7 protein-coding genes are annotated in these 21008 nt (G+C 70.0%); all 7 read right to left on the minus strand.

Annotated features, from left to right (window positions below):
* Position 1 precedes the first annotated feature (1 nt).
* From TY25_RS09285 to TY25_RS09315, 7 genes are read right to left on the minus strand one after another with little or no spacing between them, the layout of a single operon-like run.
* Complete coding sequence (locus TY25_RS09285; RefSeq protein WP_042255514.1) at positions 2 to 958, minus strand: hypothetical protein; 957 nt, start codon at positions 956 to 958, stop codon at positions 2 to 4.
* Positions 955 to 2721 (minus strand): fatty acyl-AMP ligase, encoded by a 1767-nt coding sequence (locus TY25_RS09290; RefSeq protein ID WP_042255515.1) that lies wholly within the window; start codon positions 2719 to 2721, stop codon positions 955 to 957. The genes TY25_RS09285 and TY25_RS09290 overlap by 4 nt, the downstream gene beginning before the upstream one ends.
* On the minus strand, positions 2718 to 8357 hold the full coding sequence (locus TY25_RS09295) for a non-ribosomal peptide synthetase (protein ID WP_052382887.1): 5640 nt from the start codon (positions 8355 to 8357) through the stop codon (positions 2718 to 2720). The genes TY25_RS09290 and TY25_RS09295 overlap by 4 nt, the downstream gene beginning before the upstream one ends.
* Positions 8350 to 11331: a type I polyketide synthase gene (locus tag TY25_RS09300; RefSeq protein WP_042255516.1), complete on the minus strand. Its 2982-nt coding sequence runs from the start codon at positions 11329 to 11331 to the stop codon at positions 8350 to 8352. Before TY25_RS09300 ends, TY25_RS09295 begins: the two co-directional genes overlap by 8 nt.
* Complete coding sequence (locus tag TY25_RS09305; protein ID WP_052382888.1) at positions 11328 to 16361, minus strand: non-ribosomal peptide synthetase; 5034 nt, start codon at positions 16359 to 16361, stop codon at positions 11328 to 11330. Before TY25_RS09305 ends, TY25_RS09300 begins: the two co-directional genes overlap by 4 nt.
* Positions 16345 to 19650: a type I polyketide synthase gene (locus tag TY25_RS09310; protein ID WP_081868768.1), complete on the minus strand. Its 3306-nt coding sequence runs from the start codon at positions 19648 to 19650 to the stop codon at positions 16345 to 16347. Before TY25_RS09310 ends, TY25_RS09305 begins: the two co-directional genes overlap by 17 nt.
* Before the next feature lie 15 nt (positions 19651 to 19665).
* Positions 19666 to 20427: a CPBP family glutamic-type intramembrane protease gene (locus TY25_RS09315; protein ID WP_162184194.1), complete on the minus strand. Its 762-nt coding sequence runs from the start codon at positions 20425 to 20427 to the stop codon at positions 19666 to 19668.
* Positions 20428 to 21008 lie beyond the last annotated feature (581 nt).

Consider the following 21008-nt stretch of genomic DNA (forward strand, 5'->3'; position numbering starts at 1 on the left):
GCTACGCTCCTTCCGGTCTGCGGTGCGCGAAAGCCAGGTGCTTGCCTTCATATTCGGCCAGGGCGAGCAGGTTTTCGGCGATGCGCGCGGTCTGCACGGTGCCGCCCGCGGCGGCCCGCATCCGGGCATGCATCAGCAGGGGCGGTAGTTCGCGCCACAGGGCCACCGCGCGCTCCCAATGTTCGCGGCCCGCGTCGTCGAGCACCTCGTCGTCGAACTCCGCCGCCCACAGCAGCAGTTCACGTTGCCGCAGGGCCTGCCACAGGTCGTCGAGCTGGGTGAAATCGTCTGGGGTCGAAGCGAATTGGTAGCGGCTCGCCAGCGCCACCAGCGCATCCGCACCCACCAACCGGTCTGCTCGCGGCACGATCAGTTCGGCAGGGCGGGCCTGCAGCCAGCGATAGGTCCGGCCCACCTGGATCTGCGAGGTACCTGCCATCGCTTGTTCGCGCAGCAGCGCGACCGTGTCATCCGGGCCGAGGCTCACCGACCACTCCCGCAGTTCGGCGGCCGAAAGCACCGGAACCCGCTGCCCGGCTTGCGGTCCGAGCTCGGTGGTCATGGCGAGCGGGTCCTCCACCACCCAGCCGTCGACGGTGGCCACGATGGCCAGCCAGTGCGGCGCGTGCCATTTTCGATAGCCGTGCTGCCAGGGCAGGTGAAAGATGTCGGCGAGCAGCACGACCGAACCGTGCGCGGCCACCTGCTCCTCCAGCGCGTGGTACGCCGTGGCCCAGTCGTCGTCGCCGTGCACGCCGAACCCCAGAGCGGGCAGCGGCGCGGCGGCGTCGTGTTCGAACAGCAGCAGGTCCTGCTCGGCGGGGGTGACCGCCAGGGTCGGGCCGCCCGCGAGCAGCGGCCGCCACCACCGGGTTTCGCCGCGAGCCAGCAGTGCGCTCGCCAGCGCCGCGGTGAAGCAGGTCAGCTTGTCGCCGTGGGTGGACAGTGCCGTGGTCATTTCTCGCCTCGCACCCGCAGCGTGCCGTCGAGGTAGGCGGTGCGCGAGGCCGAACGCTGAATCTTGCCGCTCGACGTGCGGGGAATCCCGCCGGGGCTCAGCAGCAGCACCTCGTGCACGCCGACGTCGTGCACCCGGAAGATAGCTTCGCGCACGGCGTTCCGCAGTTCCTGCGCCGTCGCGGTGTCGTCGGCCGGAATCCTGGCCTCGACCAGCACCACGATCTTCTCCTGCACGCCGACTTCGATGGAGAAGGCCGAGCAGCGCCCCGGCAGTACCAGCGGATGCGCCTGCTCCGCAGCGTCTTCGAGATCCGGCGGGTAGTAGTTGCGGCCGTCGATGATGATCAGGTCCTTGAGCCGGGTGGTCGGATAGACCTCCCCGTCGTGCAGGAATCCGATGTCGCCGGTGCGCAGGTAGTACTTGCCGTCGCGCGGCGAGAGTTCGCCCCGGAAGGTCGCTTCGGTCTCCGCGGGCCGGTTGAAATAGCCGGAGCAGAGCGACGGCCCGTGCACCCAGATCTCGCCGAGCCGGTTCTCGGGCAGCGGCTCCCTGGTGTCCGGATCGACGATCTGCACCGCCGTGCCGGGCGCCGGGGCGCCGCCGCTGACGATGTCCGCGCCGTCCGGCGCGACCACCACCGATCCCGCGGCGAGCGCCGTGCGGTCCACTGTGACGGTCTGCACGCCGGACAGGGTGCGCCAGTTCACCGAGACCAGCAGCGTCGCCTCGGCCAGACCGTACCCCGCGATCAGGCTCGACTCGGACAGGCCGTGTCCGGCGAAGGCGGCGTAGAACTTCCGGATCGTGCTGACCCGCACCGGCTCGGCACCCGACAGGGCATAGCGCCAGCGGCTCAGGTCGATGCCGTCGAGTTCCTCGGGGCCGACCCGTTCGGCGCACAGTTCGTAGCCCACGTTCGGGGAGGCGGCGAAGACCTGTGCGGGATGGTCGCTGATCGCCCGCAACCAGCGTTGCGGCCGGCGCAGGAACGAGGTGGGCGACATCTGAACCACGCCGTGGCCGTTGATGATCGGCATGATGACGCCGACCATCAGGCCCATATCGTGGAACAGCGGCAGCCAGCTGACGAAGCCGATCTCGTCCTCGGGGCCCACCCCGACGTGGTACATCATCTGGTAGGTCTGCCTGGCGTTGGCGAGCAGGCCGCGGTGCGGCACCATCACGCCCGCGGGGGTGCGGGTGGAGCCGGAGGTGTACTGCAGCAACGCGATCTGTTCCCGGTCGACCAGCACCGGCTCCCAGTCGGTCGCCAGCCGCGCGTTCACTTCGCCGGTGGTCACGATCAGCCGGGTCGTGTCGGTCGGCGAATTATCGAGCCACGCGGTCACATCGGTCAGTGCGTCGTCGGTGGTGACGAGGCAGGCCGGGTCGGCGTCGACGCACACCGCGTCGATCCGGCCGTTGGAATTGTGCGCGCTCGGCGGATACAGCGGCACCGCGATGATGCCGGCGTACAGGCACCCGAAGAACGCTTTCACGTACTCCAGGCCCGGCGGCAGCAGCAGCACGGCCCGGTCCCCCGGGTGCGCCACCTGGAGCAGCGTGGCCGCGTATGCCCTTGCCGCACGGTCGATTTCGGCGTAGGTGAGCGACTCCGTGACCCCGATCGCGGAGGTCGAATCGGGATAGCTCAGGAAGCTGTAGGCGAGCCGGTCCGGATGCTGGGCGGCCTGTCTGGTCAGCGCGCGCACCAGCGTGTCGTATTCGATATCGCCCCCGGTGAGCAGTGTCGTGGTCATACTCCGACCTCCTGTGGTGACGGCGCGGCGAGGAAGCCGACCTTGCGGAAGTAATCCAGGTAGCGGGTGAACAGGTCGTGGGCGACCGGCGGGCAGTGCACACCGACCTGTTCCAGCGCGGTGACCGCATCGTCGACCTCGAACTGGATCAGCGGCGTCAGCCCGTCACCGGTGTTCAACAGGCTCAGCACGCGGTAGGACGCCGAGCCCGCGCCCGCCTCGGCCGCGTGCGCGGCGATCGCGGCACGCCACTCGTCGAGAGGCACGAGCCGCACCGGCGTGCCGCTCGCCCGCAGCCAGCCGACGGCGTCGGCGAAGGAACCCGGCGCGGGGTTGCGCACGTGGTAGATGTGCGTGCCGGGCCGGGTGTTGCGGGCCAGTTCGACCATGGCCGCGCCGGTGAAGTCGGCCGGCGCCAGATCCACCGGGAAGTCCACCTCGGGTGCGCGGCCGACCTCCTGGCTGGCTTTGACCAGCAGCCAGAAGAAGTCGCTGGTCTGGCAGGCGCCGGTACGGCTGTCCCCGCCGATGCGACCGAGCCGGAACACAGTGACCGGCAAGCCGCGCGCACCGGCCGCGCAGACCAGCCGCTCGGCGACCCACTTGCTGCGCAGGTAGCCCAGGGACAGTTGCGACGGGTCCTGCGCGGGCAGCCGTTGGCTGACCCGGCCGTCCACCGCATCACCGGGTCCGAGCACATACAGCGAGGACACGAAATGCAGTGGCGCACCGCTGTTCCTGGCCAGGGTGAGGAGTTCGTCGGTGCCGCGCACATTGGCCGCGGCCAGCACCTGGTACGGCAGCGCGAAATTCACGTGCGCGCCGTTGTGATAGATCGCCTCGATCGTGCGGCCGAGCAGCAGGAACTGCTTCTCGCTCAAACCGAGTCGTGGTTCGCCCAGATCACCGAGTACCGGCACGACCCGGTCGAACGCGGTACGCGGCAGCTCATAGGTGTCGAAGGTCGCCGCGAGCCGGGCCAGGCCCGCCTCCGGGGTGTCCGCCCGGACCAGGCAGTGCACCCGGGATTCGGTGCGCTCCAGCAGTTCCCGCAGCAGGAACGCGCCGACGAAGCCGGTCGCACCGGTGAGCAGCACCTCTCCCGTTTCCGGCCGGGCGGTGGTCCACGGTCCAGCGGGCCAGGATTCGACGACGGCCGCCACCTCGGCGGCCAGGTCGATCGTGTCCTCCGCCGACGTCTCCCCCGCCAGCAGCGCCACCACACCGGCGACGGTCGGCCGGGCGAACAGCGAGCCGAGCGGAATGTCTTCGCCGAAGGTCTCTTTCAGGCGCAGGATGAGCTGCGCCGCGAGCAACGAGTGACCGCCGAGATCGAAGAAGTTGTCTTCCCGGCCGACCCGGGGAATGCCGAGCACCTGCGCGAAGACGCCCGCGACCCGCTGTTCGAGCGGCGTGCGCGGCGGCTCGTAGGCCACCGGGTTCCGGCGCAGCACCGGTGCGGGCAGCGCGCGACGGTCCAGCTTTCCGTTGGCGGTCAACGGGAATTCGTCCAGCACCAGCACCGCCGCGGGCACCATGTGCTGCGGCAGCCGGCGGGCCAGGTGGGCCCGCACGTCGACCACGAGATCGTCGCGCGCCTTGACCCGCAGCGGATCCGAGACGATCAGATCGCCGGGCCATTCGGCGGCCCGCGCCGGCGCACCGGACAGTGCGACCTCCCAGCCGGTCGCCACGACGTCGTAGCGCCCGCCGGGGCGGCGCAGCGCCTCGATCCGGTACGGCACCCGATCGGCGAGCGCGAGATAGTCCTCGGGGCTCACGCCGCCGGAATCGGCCAGCACGGCGCGGATCTGGGCGGCGGTCGCCCGGCCTCGCCGCAACTCCTCGACCACCGCGAGCGGTCCGGCCACCCGGGCGTCGAGCACATCGGTGACGAGCACGGCCGCGGGGCGGTCCTGCTCCAGCACTTCGGCCAGTCGCTGCGGCGTCGTCGTCGCGTCGAGCACCTTGGGCCGCACCGGAAGTCCGCGGGCGCCCGCGTACAGCACGGCGTCGTAGCGGAATCGGGACATCTCGTTGAGCTGCACACCGCGCTTGAGCCGCAAGCGGCTGCCGGTCAGCACCGGGCTCGCGGCGACGAAATCCTCGAAATACTTGGGTGAGATCACCAATTCGGCGTCCCGATCGAGCGCCGCGCGGACCGCGGGCGCAAGCTCGCTCGCACCCGCGGTCGGTGCGTTGGTCGCCTCGACCGTCGCGTGGAACGATTCGCTGAGCACCAGATCCCGGACGTCGCCGACGAACAGCACGCCGTCGGGGGCGAGCAGCTCGGCTGCATCGTGCAGCACCCGGGTGAGGTACTCGGCGCTCGGAAAGTACTGCACCACCGAGTTGATCAGCACGACATCGTAGGAGCCGGTGAGGTCGGCGGGCAGTTCGTCCGCGGCGCACAGCGCCAGCCGCACGTGTGCCAGCCCGGGATCGGGATCGACGATCTTCGCCCGGACGTTCTCGATGGCGGAGGCGGACACGTCGGTGGCGTCGTAGACCTCGCACAGCGGCGCCAGGCGGGACAACAGCAGGCCGGTGCCGCAGCCGATTTCGAGAATTCGGCGAGGGACGAGCGAACGCACGGCCGCGACCGTCGCCTCGACCCACTCCCGCATGTGCTCCTCGGGAATGGCGGCATTGGTGTAGGAGCTGTTCCAGCCGGAGATGTCGAAATCAGCGTCGCCTTCACGCCCCTGCCGATAAGTGCTGTTGAACACGACCTGCCAGTTGGCGACCTGATCCTGTTCGGCGTCCGCCGCGTCCGTCGTCACGTCGCCCGGCGTGAAATAGGCGACGAGCGAGACGTTTCCGCCGGTGTCCTTGCGCGCCAGCACGACCGACTGGTCCACGCCGGGGTGCGCGGTGATCGCCGCCTCGATCTCGCCGAGTTCGATCCGGAACCCGCGCACCTTGACCTGCTGATCGATCCGGCCCAGGTACTCCAGGTCACCGTCGGCGCGGCGGCGGGCCAGATCGCCGGTGCGATACACGCGGCGGCCGTCCAGCACGGCGCTCGCCACGAACCTTTCGGCCGTGAGTTCGTCGCGGTTGAGGTAGCCGCGGGCGACGCCGGGGCCGGACACCAGCATCTCCCCTGCCACGCCGTCGGGCACCGGCCGCCCCGCGGGGTCGACGATCAGCACCCCGAGGTCCGGCAGCGGCACACCGATCAGGCTGCCCGCCGCCGATTCCACGTCGGCCCTGGCGAGTTCGCGGTAGGTGACGTGCACGGTGGTTTCGGTGATGCCGTACATGTTCACCAGGCGTGCCGCCTGGCCGAACCGGTCGAACCACGGGGTGAGCGTGGCGAGGTCGAGCGCCTCGCCACCGAAGATCACCCAGCGCACGGCGAGTTCGGTACCCGGCGCGCTCTCCAGCGCGCGCAGCAACTGGGTGAACGCGGACGGCGTCTGGTTCAGCACCGTGACCTGTTCGCGCGCAAGCAGTTCCGCGAACTCGGCGGTGGACCGGCTCACCGAGCCGGGCACCACCACCAGACGGCCGCCGTAGAGCAGCGCGCCCCACATCTCCCAGACCGAGAAGTCGAAGGAGTAGGAGTGGAACATCGTCCATACGTCCTGCGCGCCGAAGTCGTACCAGCGGGCGGTGGTCGAGAACAGCCGCATCACATTGGCGTGCTCGATCACGACGCCCTTCGGCACCCCCGTCGACCCGGAGGTGTAGATGACGTAGCACGGGTCGTGCGGTTCGGCCTGCGCCAGCGGGAGATCGGGCACGGATTCCGCAGGCAGCTGGTCGATCAGCAGCAGGTCCGGACCCGCGGTCTCGGTCGCCGAGAGCAGCGAGCTGTGGCTGATCACCAGGCGCGCACCGGAATCGGCGATCATGAACTCGATCCGGTCCGCCGGATACATCGGGTCCAGCGGCACGTAGGCGGCACCGGCACGCAGCACGGCGAGGATCGCCACCACCACGTCGGCGGAGCGTTCCAGGTGAATGCCGACGAAGGACCCGCGATCGATGCCGCGCGCCCGCAGTCGGCGGGCCAATCCGTCTGCGGCGGCGGCGAGTTCGGCATAGGTCAGCGCGCTGTCGCCGAAGGTGAGCGCCACCGCCTCGGGCGTCTGGATCGCCTGGGCCGCGAACAGCTCGTGCAGCGTGAGTCGCGCCGCGGCGGCCGGGGCACACGGCAGCGCTGCGGCGAGCGCCCGCTGGCGTTCACCGGATTCGAGGAAGTCCAGTTCCGGGAGCGCAGTATCCGGTGTCGCGACCACCGCGGTCAGCAGCGCGACGAAGTGCCGGGCGATCGCGGACACGGTCGGCTCGTCGTAGAGGTCGACGTCGTATTCGAACGCACCCGCCAGTTCGGCGCCGACCTGCCGCAGGGTCACCAGCACGTCGAATTTCGTGGTGCCCGAATGCACTTCGACGTACTCGGCGTCGAGGCCGGGGATCGCGAGTTCGGGCAAACTGGTGTTCTGTAGCACCACGGCGGTGCGGAACAGCGGCGAATGGCTCAGTTCCCGGTCGGGGCGCACGTGTTCGACGACCAGGTCGAACGGGGCCTCCTGGTGATCGAACGCGTCGAAGACCACCCGCTGCTCGCGGGCCAGCAGTTCCCGGAACGTCGGCGCCCCGGACAGGTCGGTGCGCAAGGCGAGCGCGTTGACGAAGAACCCGATGAGCGGCTCGATCTCGGGCCGGGTCCGGCCCGCGATCGGGGTGCCGACGGTGATGTCCTCCGCGCCGGTGTAATACCGCAGCAGCGCTTTGAATCCCGCCATCAGCGCGATGAACAGCGTTGCGGGACGGTCGTGCACCCTGACCTCGTCGGCCAGGCGGCGCAGGCCGGCCAGCACCGGGGCCGGAATCGTGAACAGCACCCGCGCCCCGCGGTTCTCCGGTTCGAGCGCCCGGGGGCGATCCGGATGGAACGTCACCAGCGGCGGTTCGTCGCCGAGCACGCCGCGCCAGTAGTCGAGGTCGGCGCCGAACTTGTCGCGCTGCGCGAGATCCTGCAACCAGACGGCGTAGTCGGGGTACTGCAGCGGCAGTTCCGGCAGCTCGGGCGCGTGCCGTCCCGCGGTGAGATCGGCGTAGGCCGACATCAGCTCGGTGGCGAACACGCCGAGCGACCAACCGTCGGAGATGATGTGGTGCATCGCGACGGCGAAGATCGCGTCGTCCGCGCCGAGCCGCACCAGCAGCACCTCGACCAGCGGACCGGACAGGTCGAACACTGTCCGGCTGAACTGCTCGACCTGTGCCATCGCGTCGGCGAGCGGTTGCGTGGGGTCCAATTGCGCCGAGTTCACCACGGTCATCGGCAGCGGGGCCACCGGCCCGACCACCTGTACCGGAACGCCCTCGCGCACTTCGATACTGGTGCGCAGCGATTCGTGCCTGGCCACCACCAGCGACAGCGCGCCCTGTAATGCGGCGATATCCAGGTGGCCACGCAGGCGCAGCGCCAGCGGCATCGTGTACGTCGCCCGGTCGGGGAACAGCTGTTCCAGGAACCAGATCCGCTGCTGCGCGGCCGAAAGTGGCGCGGCCGCGGTGGGATCGGGCCGGCGTGGAACAGCCGCGCGCGGCGTGCTGCCCGCGGCCCAGCGCCGCAGCAACTCGCGGCGGGAGGCGCCGGTATCGATGAGTTCAGGCATTGTTGCGCCGTTCTTCGGCCGCCCCGGGCTGATTCAGCAGCAGTTCGACCTCGCTGTCGGACAGCTCGTCCAGCCGCCGTATCAGGTGTGCGGCGATGGTCTCGGCCATCCCCGCGACGGTCGGGCCCGCGAACAGTTCGCCCAGTGCGAGTTCCAACGGGAAGATGGCGCGCAGCTGGGTTGCGACGTGCACCGCGAGCAGCGAATCGCCGCCCAGCTCGAAGAAATTCGCATCCACGCCGACCGCGTCCACGCCGAGGGCGGCACACCACACGGCGCGCACGCGCTGCCGCACCGCCGCGACGAACTCGTCCTCTTCAGTGCCCGCGGCATCGCTCGCGCCGGTGGCGGCAGGCTCCGGCGGGGTCTGCTCGACCGGGCGCATGCGCGTCGGCGCGGTCTCCGGCGGATCGACCCAATAGCGCTTCAGCGCAAAGGGATACGTGGGCAGGCCGACCGTCGCGGGCGTCCGGTCGCCATAGATCGCTTCGAAGTCGACGTCTACGCCGGACAGCCACAGGCGACCGGCCGCCTCGACGATCGCCGACTCCGGCGCACCGGCCCCGAGACCGACGCCGAGCGTGCCGACCGTGGCCGATCCGCGATCGGCGGTGCGCAGGAACGAGACCAGCGATTTGCCCGGCCCCACCTCGAGCGCGACGGTGGACAGATTGCGGCCGAGCAGCCCGAGGGCCGCCTCGCGGAAGCGCACCGTGCTGGTCATCTGCCGGGCCCAGTACCCCGGGTCCACCGCTTGCTCGGCGGTGATCGGGGCACCGGTCACGTTGGACCAGAACGATGTTCGCGGCGACCGGCGGGGCACGCCGCGCACCAGCTCCGCGAAACGCGCCGCGGCCTCGTCCATCAGCGGCGTGTGGAAGGCATGCCCGACCGGGAGCAGCGAGCTCGCCGCGCCTGCCGCGGACAGCTCCTCCGAGAGCCGGAGCAATGCCGCGGGCGCGCCCGCGACCACGCAGCGGGTCGCGGAATTGTCCGCGGCCAGCCACACGTCCTCCGGCAGGCGTGCCGCGACGGCGTCCGCGCCCTGGGAGATCGCGAGCATCCCGCCGGGCGGCGCGGCCGCCATGATCCGGCCGCGCGCGACCATCAGGCGTAGCGCGTCGGGCAGTTCGAAGACGCCGGCGAGGGTGGCGCAGACCAGCTCGCCGAGGCTGTGCCCCAGCAGTTCCGTCGGCGCGACACCGAACTCGCGCCACATGCCCGCCAGCGCGTATTCCACCGCGAACAACGCGACCTGGGTCTGTTCGGTGCCCTCGGCCTGCCGGATCGCCGCGTCCAGTTCGAACCCGTCCGCGCGGAGCAACTCCGCGCACTCGCGCAGGCGGCTGCCGAACGGACCGACGGTGGCCGCGAGTTCGAGGACCGCTGCGCCGAGTGCGACCCCTTGCCCCGGGAACAACCACGCCACCGCCGGTGCGGCTACCGCCTCGCCCGCCACGGGCTTGCGCAGCGCCGTGGCCGCCTGCGCCGTCGTGCTCGCCACCACCATGCGGCGATGCGGGAACCGGCGGCGACGATGCGCCAACGTGTGTGCGACAGCGGCCAATTCGACATCGGTGTCGTCGAGGTAGTCGGCCAGGCGGGCCGCGGCACGGTCGGCGTCCTGCGGCGTGCGCGCCGAGATCAACAGCGCGCGTGGGCCGCCGGCCGCCGCGACGGGTGCGGGCACCGGTGGCTGTTCCACGATGACGTGCGCATTGGTGCCGCCGATGCCGAACGCGCTCACCCCGGCCCGGCGCACCTCGGCGGACCACGCTTTCAGCTCGGTGTTCACGTAGAACGGGCCGGACGCGAAGTCGATCTCGGGATTCGGCCTGGTGTAGTGCAGGCTCGCCGGGATACGGCCGTCGCGCACCGTGAGCACCGCTTTGATGAAACCGGCGACACCACCCGCGGAATTCAAGTGGCCGACATTGGTTTTCACCGAACCCAGCGCACAGTACTGCGTGGCTGCGGTGTGCTCACGATAGGCGGCGCTCAGCGCCGCGATCTCGATCGGGTCACCCAGTTTCGTTCCGGTGCCGTGCGCTTCGACGTAGCCGATGGTGTCGGCGCCGATCCCGGCCGCCGACAATGCTTCTCGGATGACGGCCCGCTGGCCCGCGATGCCCGGCGCCGTGTAACCGATCTTGTCGGCGCCGTCGTTGTTCACCGCGGAACCGAGGATCACGGCGTGCACCCGGTCGCCGTCGGCCAGCGCGTCGGCGAGCCGTTTGAGCACGACAACGCCTACGCCGGAACCGAATACGGTGCCACCGGCGTCGGCGTCGAACGCCCGGCAGTGCCCGTCCGGGGAGAGGATCGAACCCTCCTCGTAGATGTAACCGGCTTGCTGCGGCACCTGCACGCTCGCACCGCCGGCCAGCGCCACATCGCACTGGAAGTCCAGCAGCGCCTGCGCCGCCTGGTGAATCGCGACCAGCGAGGTGGAGCACGCGGTCTGCACCGCGAAACTCGGTCCGGTCAGGTTGAGCTTGTAGGAGACCTTGGTGGCCAGGTAGTCCGAGGCGTTGCCGTGCAGGGCGTGCAGTTGCGAACTCGGGGTCTGGAACAGGCTCGCGTGCCCGGCCAGATTGCGCAGCAGATAGGTGCTCAGGCCCGCGCCCGCGAAAACACCGACGGAGCCGGGGTGCTCGGTGGCGAGGCGGCCGCTGTCCTCCAAGGCTTCCCACGCGCACAGCAGGAACAAACGCTGCTGCGGGTCGGTCAGCTGGACCTCTCGCGGGCTCATGTCGAAGAACTCCGCGTCGAACTTGTCCGCGTCCGGCAGCAACGCGCCCACGTGCACGTAACCGGCGGGCGGGTCGGCGGGCATGGTCTCCGGCGCGAGCGGGCGCACCGATTCACGTCCCGCGCACAGGTTGCGCCAGTACTCGGCGACCGTGTCGGCGCCCGGAAAACGGCAGGCCATGCCGGTCACGGCGATCCGGAAATCGTTGTCGTCGTGCGTCATCGCGGGTCCCCGCTCTCGTCGTCGGACAGGTGCGGCGCGGGCGACCCCGCGCTCTGGCGGTGGGCCCGCCGACGCGCGGCGGCCGCGCGCCGGTCGAGCCCGCGGTCCCCCTCCTCCGGCGTACTCGCCCGACCGGCCAGGGTCTTCGCGAGTCCGTCGACGGTCGGCGCGGCGAACAGGTCGGTCATCGCCAGTTCGATGCCGAGCCGACGCTCCAGCAGGCCGCGCACCCGGGCCACGGCAAGCGAGTGCCCGCCCAGATCGAAGAAGTTCTGCCCCAGACCGACCTCGCGGTCGAGCACCTGCGCCCACACTTCGGCGACGACGCGCTCCAGCTCGGTGCTCGGCGCGATGTACACCGGCGGCGCGGCCGGGGCGATCTTGGGCAGCTTGGCGCGGTCCAGTTTGCCGGTGAGGCCACGCGGCAGCTGGTCGAGCACCATGTAGGCCGACGGAATCATGTAGTCGGGCAGCCTGGTTCGCAAGAACGCCGACAACTCCAGGTAGTCGGGCTCGAGCGGGCCCTCCTGGGTGAGATAGGCGACCAACCGCGGCACCTCGGCGTCGGCGTCGAGTACCACGGCCGCCTCGGCCACCGTCGGATGTGCGCGCAGGAAGGTCTCCGCCTCCCCCGGTTCCACCCGGTGGCCGCGAATCTTGACCTGCCGGTCCTTCCGGCCGACGAAGACGAGCTTGCCGTCGGGTAAGCGCCGGGCCAGATCGCCCGTGCGGTAGTACGGCACGCCGTCGCGGCCGGTGCCGAACGCCCGCTCGGTGAGTTCGGGTCGATGCCAATAGCCGAGGGCCACATAGGGACTGCGCAGGGCGATCTCGCCGTATACCTCGGTGGGCCGGCCTGCGGCATCCACCAGGTCCACCGCCACCCCTTCGACGGGGCGGCCGATCGGCACGCCCGCACGATCCGCGTCCGCGGGAGAAACGATGTGCTGCAACGCCACCGAGCATTCCGACGGTCCGTACAGACTCACCAGCCGGCACTCGGCGGTGAAATGCTTGCCGAAATCGATGACGTCGCCGCGGACCACCTCCTCGCCGCCGAGCGCGACGAGCCGCAACGCCCGCGGTGTCCACGGCGCGTCGGCGTCGCTCAGCAGGTAGCGGAAAAGCGTAGGGGTGCAGTGCAGGACGGTGATCCCGGCCCGTTCGATCTCCGCGCGCAAGGCGGCCGGACCGTAGTTGTGCGGATCGATCACGCACAGCTGCGCGCCCGCCACCGCCGCGCCGAACGAATTCAACACCCCGGCGTCGAAGGTGTAGCGCGCGGGCGCGGCGACGACGTCGTCGGGGCCGAGGCGCAGCCGCCGTGCGTAGGTCACCGCGTGCGCCAACGCGTTACCGCGGCTCTGCGCCACGCCTTTCGGGCGTCCGGTGGACCCGGACGTGTGCAGGATGTAAGCGAAATCGTCGGCGCTTATATGCGATTTCGCCCACGTCGACAGGTCGTTGGTGGGCACCGCGCCGAGCGCGGGGTCCGGATGGTCGGCCCGCGCCGCGACCGTGAACACCTGCGCGCCGCCCGCGACGGACCGCGCGAGCGCGGTCAGCGACGGATCACACACCAGCGCGGACACATCGGCTTCCTCGAGGATCTCGATGAGCCGGGCCTCGGGCGCCCGCGGATCGAGCGGGACGTAGGCCACGCCGGCGCGCAGCGCCGCCCACACCGCGACGAAACTCTCCGGCGTGTGGTCGTACAGCAGCGCGACCCGGCTGCCGTCCAGTCCGGCGCCGATGAGCTGCTTGGCGATCGCGGCGGTGAGCAGGTCGAGTTCGGCATAACTGGTGACCCGCTCGCCGCCGCGTACCGCCGGTGCGTCGGCGCGCACGTCGATCACTGCGTCCAGACGATCGATCAGACGCTCGCCGGGCTCGGCCACCGGCACGAGCGCGGTGCCGGGCAGCTCCCAATCCGGCTCGCCCGCAGTCGGTGCCGTCCGCTCCAGCGCGATCGCACCGACGAGCTGTTCGGGATCCGCCACGATCGCGGCCAGCGCGTCCGCATAGTGACGCAGGGTCCGGTCGGCGCTGGGCTCATCGTAGAGGTCGAGGCTGTATTCGAGACTCAGCTTGGCGGTGCCGTCGGTTTCGTCGACGGTGAGGTCGAAGTCCATCTTGGCGGTCGCCCGCGGGGCGTCGACCAATTCGACCTCGAGCCCGGCCATCTCGAGCGTGGGCGGCGGGGTGTTCAGGTAGTTGAACATCACCTGGGCCAGCGGGGTCCGGCTCATGTCCCGGTGCGGCACCATCGCCTCGATGACCTTCTCGAACGGCAGGTCCTGGTTCGCGTGCGCCGCGAGCACGGTCCGCCCGACGCGGGCGACCAAGCTGGTGCAGGTTTCCTCCGGATCGACCCGGGTGCGCAGCGCCAGCGTGTTCAAGAAGCAACCGACCAGCGGCTCGACCGCCGAGCGGGTCCGTCCGGCGATCGGGGAGGCGACGATCAGATCCTGTTGGCGGGTATACCGATTCAGCACGGTATAGAAAGCCGCGAGCAGCACCGCGAAGGTCGTGACGCCCTGCCGGGCGGCGAGCGCGCGGATCTGCGCCATCACCTGCGGGTCGATCGAGTGGCGCGCCACCGCGCCGCGCGAGGTGCGCCGAGCCGGGCGTGGACGGTCGCCGGGAATCTCGGTGACCGTCGGGTGCGCGAGCTCGCCGCGCCAGAAGTCCAGTTGCCCGGCAAGACTCGTCGCGCTGTCGCGCTGCCAGCCCGCGTAGTCCGCGTACTGCACCGTCAGCGGCGGCAGCGGCGCGCAGTCCCGGTCGGTGCGGGCGCGATAGTGCGCCGAGACCTCTTGGCTCAGTACCGCGATCGACCAGGCGTCGCACACGATGTGGTGCAGCGCCAAGGCGAGCAGGTATTCGTCGGGGCCGGATTTGATCAGGTGGTACCGCCAGACCGGGCCTTCCGTCAGATCGAACGGCGCCCGGTACACCTGGGCCGCGAGGTCTGCCGCCGCGCCGGAGCGGGCCTCGGCCGGCAAGTCGCTCAGATCCGTGACGTCCAGCGGCCGTGCGGCATACGGGCGGATCAGCTGGCGCAGCTGTCCGTCCGCGGTGGTCCGGTAGACGCTGCGCAGCACCTCGTGCCGCCGCTCCACCTGTGCCAGTGCGTGTTCCAGCGCGGCGATGTCGAGCACGCCGCGCAGCCGCAGCCCGCCGGGCATGATGTAGGTCGCGTTGCCGGGATCGAGGGTCTCCAGGAACCAGAGCCGCTCCTGGGCATAGGAAACCGCGAGCAGCGCGTCCTCGGCGCGCGGCAGCGCGCGTAGCGGCGGCAACGACTCCTCTTGTGCGGCAGCGGCTTCGATCAGCCGCGCCGCCGTGACGATGGTCGGGCTCTCGAACAACTCGCGCAGCGAGACGCTCACCCCGAACTCGTCGAGGATCTGCGAGATCACCCGGGTCGCCGCGAGCGAGGTGCCGCCGAGCAGGAAGAAATCGTCGTGGCGGCCGATCTCGGGCCGCTGCAACGCCGCGGACCACAGCGCGGCCAGCCGGATCTCCCGCTCGCCGATCGGCGCCTCGAACGGGGCGGCCTCGGTGTCGAGCGAATCCTCCTCGTCGGCAATATCGCTCACCGCGTACGTCCGCACCGGGAGGGCGGCGAGCAGTTCGTCCACCTTGGTCGTCGGCGCGGCCGCGGCCGCGGCGGCCGCCACCGTACGGAAGTCCAGCGCCAGATCGGCGGCGGCCGTCGCGGTCAGCAGCGCCGAGTTGTAGGTGAGCTGCACGACCAGCTCCGAGCCTGCCTCGGCGACGTGCATGACGAGGTCGTACAGCGTCGCGCCGGTATCGATGGTGTGCCAGTCGACGGTCAGGCCCCATTCGCTCAGGTCGGGGCGCTCGAGCACCTGCTGGACGAACAAGGTCTGGAACACGGGGCTGTAGGCCGGATCCCACGGGCCGCCGATCGCCTCGACGATCCGCTCGAACGGCACGGTCTCGTCGTCATAGGCCGCCATCGCGGTATCGCGCGTGCGATGCAGCAGGTCCAGGAAGGTCTGGCCGGGCGCGACATCGGCACGCACCGGCACCGTGTTCACGAAATGCCCGATGGTCTTGGCCAATTCGGCGTACGGCCGGGCCGCCATCGGGATGCCGACGCAGAAGTCGAACCGACCGTAGCGGTGCGCCAGGATCAGCTCGTAGCAGGCGAGCAGAAAGACGAACGGCGGCACCCCGTTGGCCGCCGCGGCGGCGCGCACCGCTGCGGTCACCTCGCGCGGGAACGAATCCTCGACGCGCGCACCGTTGTTCCCGACGCGCCGGGGTCGCCTGCCGATCGCGACATCCAGCGGCGGCGCCCCGCGCAGGAGCGCGGCCCGCCGCTCGGCCGCCGCCGCCTGCGTGGCGGGCACCCCGTGTTCGGCGCTCCACACCGCATAGTCGGCGTACTGCCGCGGCGGCGCGGACAACACGGTTTCCGCACCGCGGCGCAGTGCGCCGTAGGCCAGCCAGAGCTGATCGAACAGCAGCGCGATCGAAAGTCCGTCCAAAATCAGGTGATGCGCGACGACCGCGAGCAGCCACTGCTGCTCGGCCAGCCGAATCAGCGCCCAGCGCACGGGTGGCCGCGTCGCCGGCTCGAACGGCGCGGTCGCCAGCGTCTCGAGTAACTGATCTACCGCCGCCGCCCGGGATTTCGCGGGCACCAGCCGCAGATCCGGTGTCTGCCAATCGGCGCCGTCGGTCTCGACGATCTCGGCTTGCAGCCCGTCGGGCGTCTCCGTGAAGATCGTGCGCAGCGCGTGGTGCTGGCTCGTCACGGCATCGGCCGCCGCGCGCAGGGCCGCCGCGTCCAGCGGTCCGTCGATCCGGATGCCGAGCGGCACATGGTAGATCGCGGGATGACCGGCCAGCTGCTCATGCAGCCAGATGCCGCGCTGGGCCGGGGTGACCGGGAACGGGCCCGCGCCCTCGCGCAGCGGAACGGTGGTGGTGGCCAGACCCGACGCGCGGCGTTCCCGCAGCCGCGCGAGGGCCAGGCTGCTAGCTGGTGAGTTCATGAGCGGTCTCCAAAAGGGCATCGGCCTGCTCGACCATGAGTTCCTCCAGCGCCGCGGCCACCTGCGCGACGGTCGGCTCCAGCAACATGCGCCGCAGGGCGAACTCGATCTCGAAGAGCTCGCGCAGCCTGCGCACGAACTGGGTCGCGGCCAGTGAATGGCCGCCGATGCGGAAGAAGTTCTCGAACACGCCGACCTGCTCGAGTCCGAGCAACTCCGCCCACATCTCGGCGACGACCTGTTCGTATTCGGTACGCGGGGCGACATAGTCCGCGTCGGCGACGAACAACTCGGTGGCCCGGGTCGCCGGCGTGGACTGGATATCGGGCACCCCGTCGATCACCCGGTAGGACTTGCGGTCGTACGGGTACAGCGGCAGCTGAGCCGCCGACCGGTCCACCGGATCGACACCGGCCCAGCGGATCTCGTGCCCGCGCACGTGCAGCTCGCCGACCGCGGCCAGCAGCACCGAGAGGTCGTCGATGTCACGCACCAGCGACGGCACCGCGATGCCGGGCCGATCATTGTGGCGGAGCAGGCTTTTCAGCATCCCGTTGAGCGCGGGATGCGGGCCGATCTCGATGAAGGAGCTGACGTTGGCCTCGATCATGGCACCGACCGCCGCGGCGAACTCGACCGGCCGCACCACCTGGTCGGACCAGTACAGGCCGTTCAGCTGGGTGCCGTCGATCCGATCGCCGGTGACCGTCGAGTAGAACGCGATGCTGCCCGAACTCGGCTGGATGCACGGCATGTCGGCGACGAACTCCGGCAGGCAGTCCAGCATCAGCGGCGAGTGGAAGGCGTAGCGGCCCGGCAGCCGCCGGGTCATCACCTGCTCGGCGTCGAGCCGGGCGAGATAGCCGTCGACGGCGGCGGTGTGCCCCGAAATCAGGGCCCACTTGGGCCCGTTCGTACCGGCCAGATGCACGCGCGGCGGCAGTTCCAGCTCGGCGGCGGGCAGGTTCACCACGGCCATGCAGCCGTTGTCCCGCAGGCGCGCGGTCGCTTTCGCGCGGGCCGCGATGATCTGTGCGGCGGTGCGCAGATCGATCGCACCGCTCACGTGCGCGGCGGCGACCTCGCCGACACTGTGCCCGACCACCGCGGCGGGGACGATCCCCCACGACCGCCACAAGGCGGCGAGCGCGACCTGGAGCGCGAACAGCACCGGCTGCGCGGTGCCGGTATCGGCCAGGGCCTCGGCGTCGCCGCCGCGGTCCAGCACCGCGAAGGTCGACCAGCCGAGTTCGATCCGCAGCTCACGATCCACCGCGAGCAGCGCGTCCCGGAAGACCGGTTGCTGGCGAATCAGCTTGCGGCCCATACCGACCCACTGATTGCCCTGGCCGGTGAAGACGAAGCCCACCTGGCCGGGACCGCTGCGCGGCACCCGGCCCGCCGCCGCGCCGAGTGGCAACGAACCGGCGGCGATCGCGGCGAGCTGATCCGCGAGGTCCGTGTGATCGCGTGCGGGCACCGCGATTCGGAAGGGATGCTGGGCCCGGCGCGCGGTGGAGGTCTGCGCGAGTTCGGCGACCGGCGGTGCCGAACCGTCGCGCAGCAGTGCCAGCCAGCTGTCCACCAGCGCCAGCGTCGACTGCTCGCTGCGCCCGGAAAGGCTGACCAGATAGGGCCTTTCGGGCTGGGCCGACGGCGGCGTCCGAACCGGCCGCGTGGGCGCACCGGTGAGCACGGCATGCGCGTTGGTGCCGCCGAAGCCGAAGGAACTCACCCCGGCCAGCGCGCGCCCGCCGTGCGCGGGCCAGTCCCGGCTCGTGGTGGGCACCTCGAACGGCAGGTCCGCGAAAGCGATGTGCTTACTGGGCGATTCGAAGTTCAGGTTGGCGGGCACCTGACCGTGGTGCAGCGCCAGCGCCGTTTTCACCAGACCGGTGATTCCCGCGGCCGCCTCCAAATGGCCCACCACCGTCTTGGCCGAGCCGACCAGGAATTCGCCGGTACCGGTGCGGTTCTCGCCGAACACGGTGCCGAGCGCGCGGGCCTCGATGGCGTCGCCCAGGATGGTCCCGGTGCCGTGCGCCTCGACGTACTGCACGTCGCGCGGATCGACCCCGGCCCGCCGGTAGGCCCGGCGCAGCACGTCGACCTGGGACTGGAAGCTCGGCGCGGTGAGGCCGTTGGTGCGGCCGTCCTGGTTGACCGCCGAACCGAGCAGTACCGCGTACACCCGGTCGCCGTCGCGTTGCGCCTGGGCCAGCGGCTTCAGCACCACGGCCGCGCTGCCCTCGCCGCGGACGTAACCGTCGGCGCGGTCGTCGAAGGTTTTGCAGCGTCCGTCGGCGGCCATCATGCCCGCCTCGGCCAGCGCCGCGGTGATGTGCGGATCGAGCGTCAGGTTGACGCCACCGACCACCGCGACGTCGCAGTCGCCGTCGTGCAGGCTGCGCAACGCCAGATGCAGCGCGACCAGTGAGGACGAGCACGCGGTGTCGACGCTCACGCTGGGCCCGCGCAGGTCGTACTGATAGGACAGCCGGTTGGCGGCGATGCTGGCCGCATTGCCGGTGACGGCGGCGATCGGCAGGCCTGCGTGCGGGTCGTGGCCGGCGCCGCGGGCGTATTCACCCGCGGTGATGCCGACGAAGGCGCCGGTCGCGGTTCCGGCGAGCCGCTCGATCGGCACGCCCGCGTCCTCGAACGCGTCCGCGACGGTCTCGGCGAGCAGCCGTTGCTGCGGATCCATCACGGCGGCCTCGGCGTCGGAGATGCCGAAGTAGTTCGCGTCGAAGGCGTACGGGTCGTCGAGAAAGGAGCCGAACCAGGGAGTGCGGTGTTCGTCCGAGGCGCCGGCCTCGGCTTCGGCCGGTGACCTGCCGTATCGACTGTGCGGCGCCCGACCCACCAATTCTTTTCCGTGCCAGAGGGTTTCCCACAGCTGCTCGGGGCCGCGCAGCCCGGCGTAGGCGCAGCCGATGCCGATGATCGCCACCGGCTCCTGGCCGGTGTGCGGGCGCGTGGTGGCCACGGGCACCGGCTCGGCGCTGTCCTGCGGCAGCGGGGCGGGGCCGTCCTGTGCGGCCGCCAATCCTTCGGCCAGCGCGTGCACGGTCGGGTATTCCCAGGGCAGATCGGGCGGGAGCGGCTTGCCCATCCAGGTGGAAATCTTGCCGACGAATACCAAGGCCACCGCGGAGGTGAGGCCGAAACTGGAAAACGGCTCACTCAATGCGACATCATCGCTGGCAATATCGAGTAATTCACTGAGTGTTTCGGTGAGAAACATGCTGATTTCGTCGGCCGTCCGACGGGCCATTTCTGCAGACATCTAACGCTATCCCTACTACGTAGAAACAGAAGTACGAGACTCCACGGAGTTGTCAGGATTGTCCGCGTCGGCGGGGACATTCTGTTCGGCGAGGGTTTTCCCCGGAATCTCGGACAATCCCCGAGCGGCCAGGTTCCGGCGCGCCTGCGCCAGCGGGAAGGCGAGAACGCGCAGATCGTGGAATAGCTTCACGGCGATCGTCGGCCAGATCGCGCCGGTCAGTTTGTACATGAGCGCGAGCGCGACGCCACCGAAAATCACCTGCGCGGAGACGGCGGGCCGGAAACCGTGCCGCAGGCCGTCGATGACGCCGCCCGCGAGGATGACCAGCACCCAGAAGGGCAGGTCCGGCCAGAGCAGCGCGACCGCGTAGAGGGTGAAGCCGCGGTAGACGACCTCCTCGGCGGGCGTGCTGAACGAGTTGGCCAGCCACCAGAAGCGCTCGATCGAGTTCTCCGGGGTGATGAACACGACGTACTCGATCTTGCGGGCGATCCAGTCCTTGCCCGCACGCCCACCGACCAGCGGAATCAGCACGGGCCCAAAGAGATACGAGACGTAGACGGCGATGATGGCGAGGCTGACGATCTGCTCGGGCAGCGAGAGGCCACGGAAGATCGCGGTGTCGAAGTGGGTCAGGCCGAGTTCGCGCACCGAGGTGCCGCTGATCGCGAAGGCGACCAGGATGACCGCGAGCGTGGCCCAGGTCCGGAACACGCCACCCTGGTACAGGCGCACGCGCGCGTCGGACCGCTGCCCGAATTCACGCGTGAACACGCGGACCGAGAATATCTCGAAGAATGGCTCTGCGAATACGAGATAGACAAGCAGGACTATGCAGAATATTTCCATCGGGGAGCCCCGTTCACTTCCGGTCGGGTCGGTATTTGTATCTGAATGGAATGGGGGTCGTCCGCGTCCTTGCGTTACCACTATTCCGTGGGAGACTCAGCGCACATCGGTGAAATTCGCTCTACTGCCCGAGCTGAAGCATCACCTACTCGCTGGTCCGGAACACATCGGCCAGACAGTACGCCCGTACTGAGATAACTGTCTACAGCTTCCATCTGGAAGATCCTGTGAGGTGGACCACCGCCGATATACGGAGTAAATACCTCCACATACCGGCGGTGCAGAAAGTCTGATTTGCGCCGTTTTTTCGCCCGATTGGGGCGAATTCGACGAGCCCGGTCAACCCTGCGGCGCAGGCCATTCAACTGCCCGAAACTTTGCTCACCAACGCACGCAACATCGCGTATCGGCAATATGATTGCCAATTGTTTGCCACTCCTGGAGCGAGCAACAAAGCCATTTGTGCCCGTTCCCAAATTGCCGCCGCGCGGCGGCCGCGCCACATG

Source organism: Nocardia brasiliensis NBRC 14402 (assembly GCF_000308475.2).
Classification (GTDB): domain Bacteria; phylum Actinomycetota; class Actinomycetes; order Mycobacteriales; family Mycobacteriaceae; genus Nocardia; species Nocardia brasiliensis.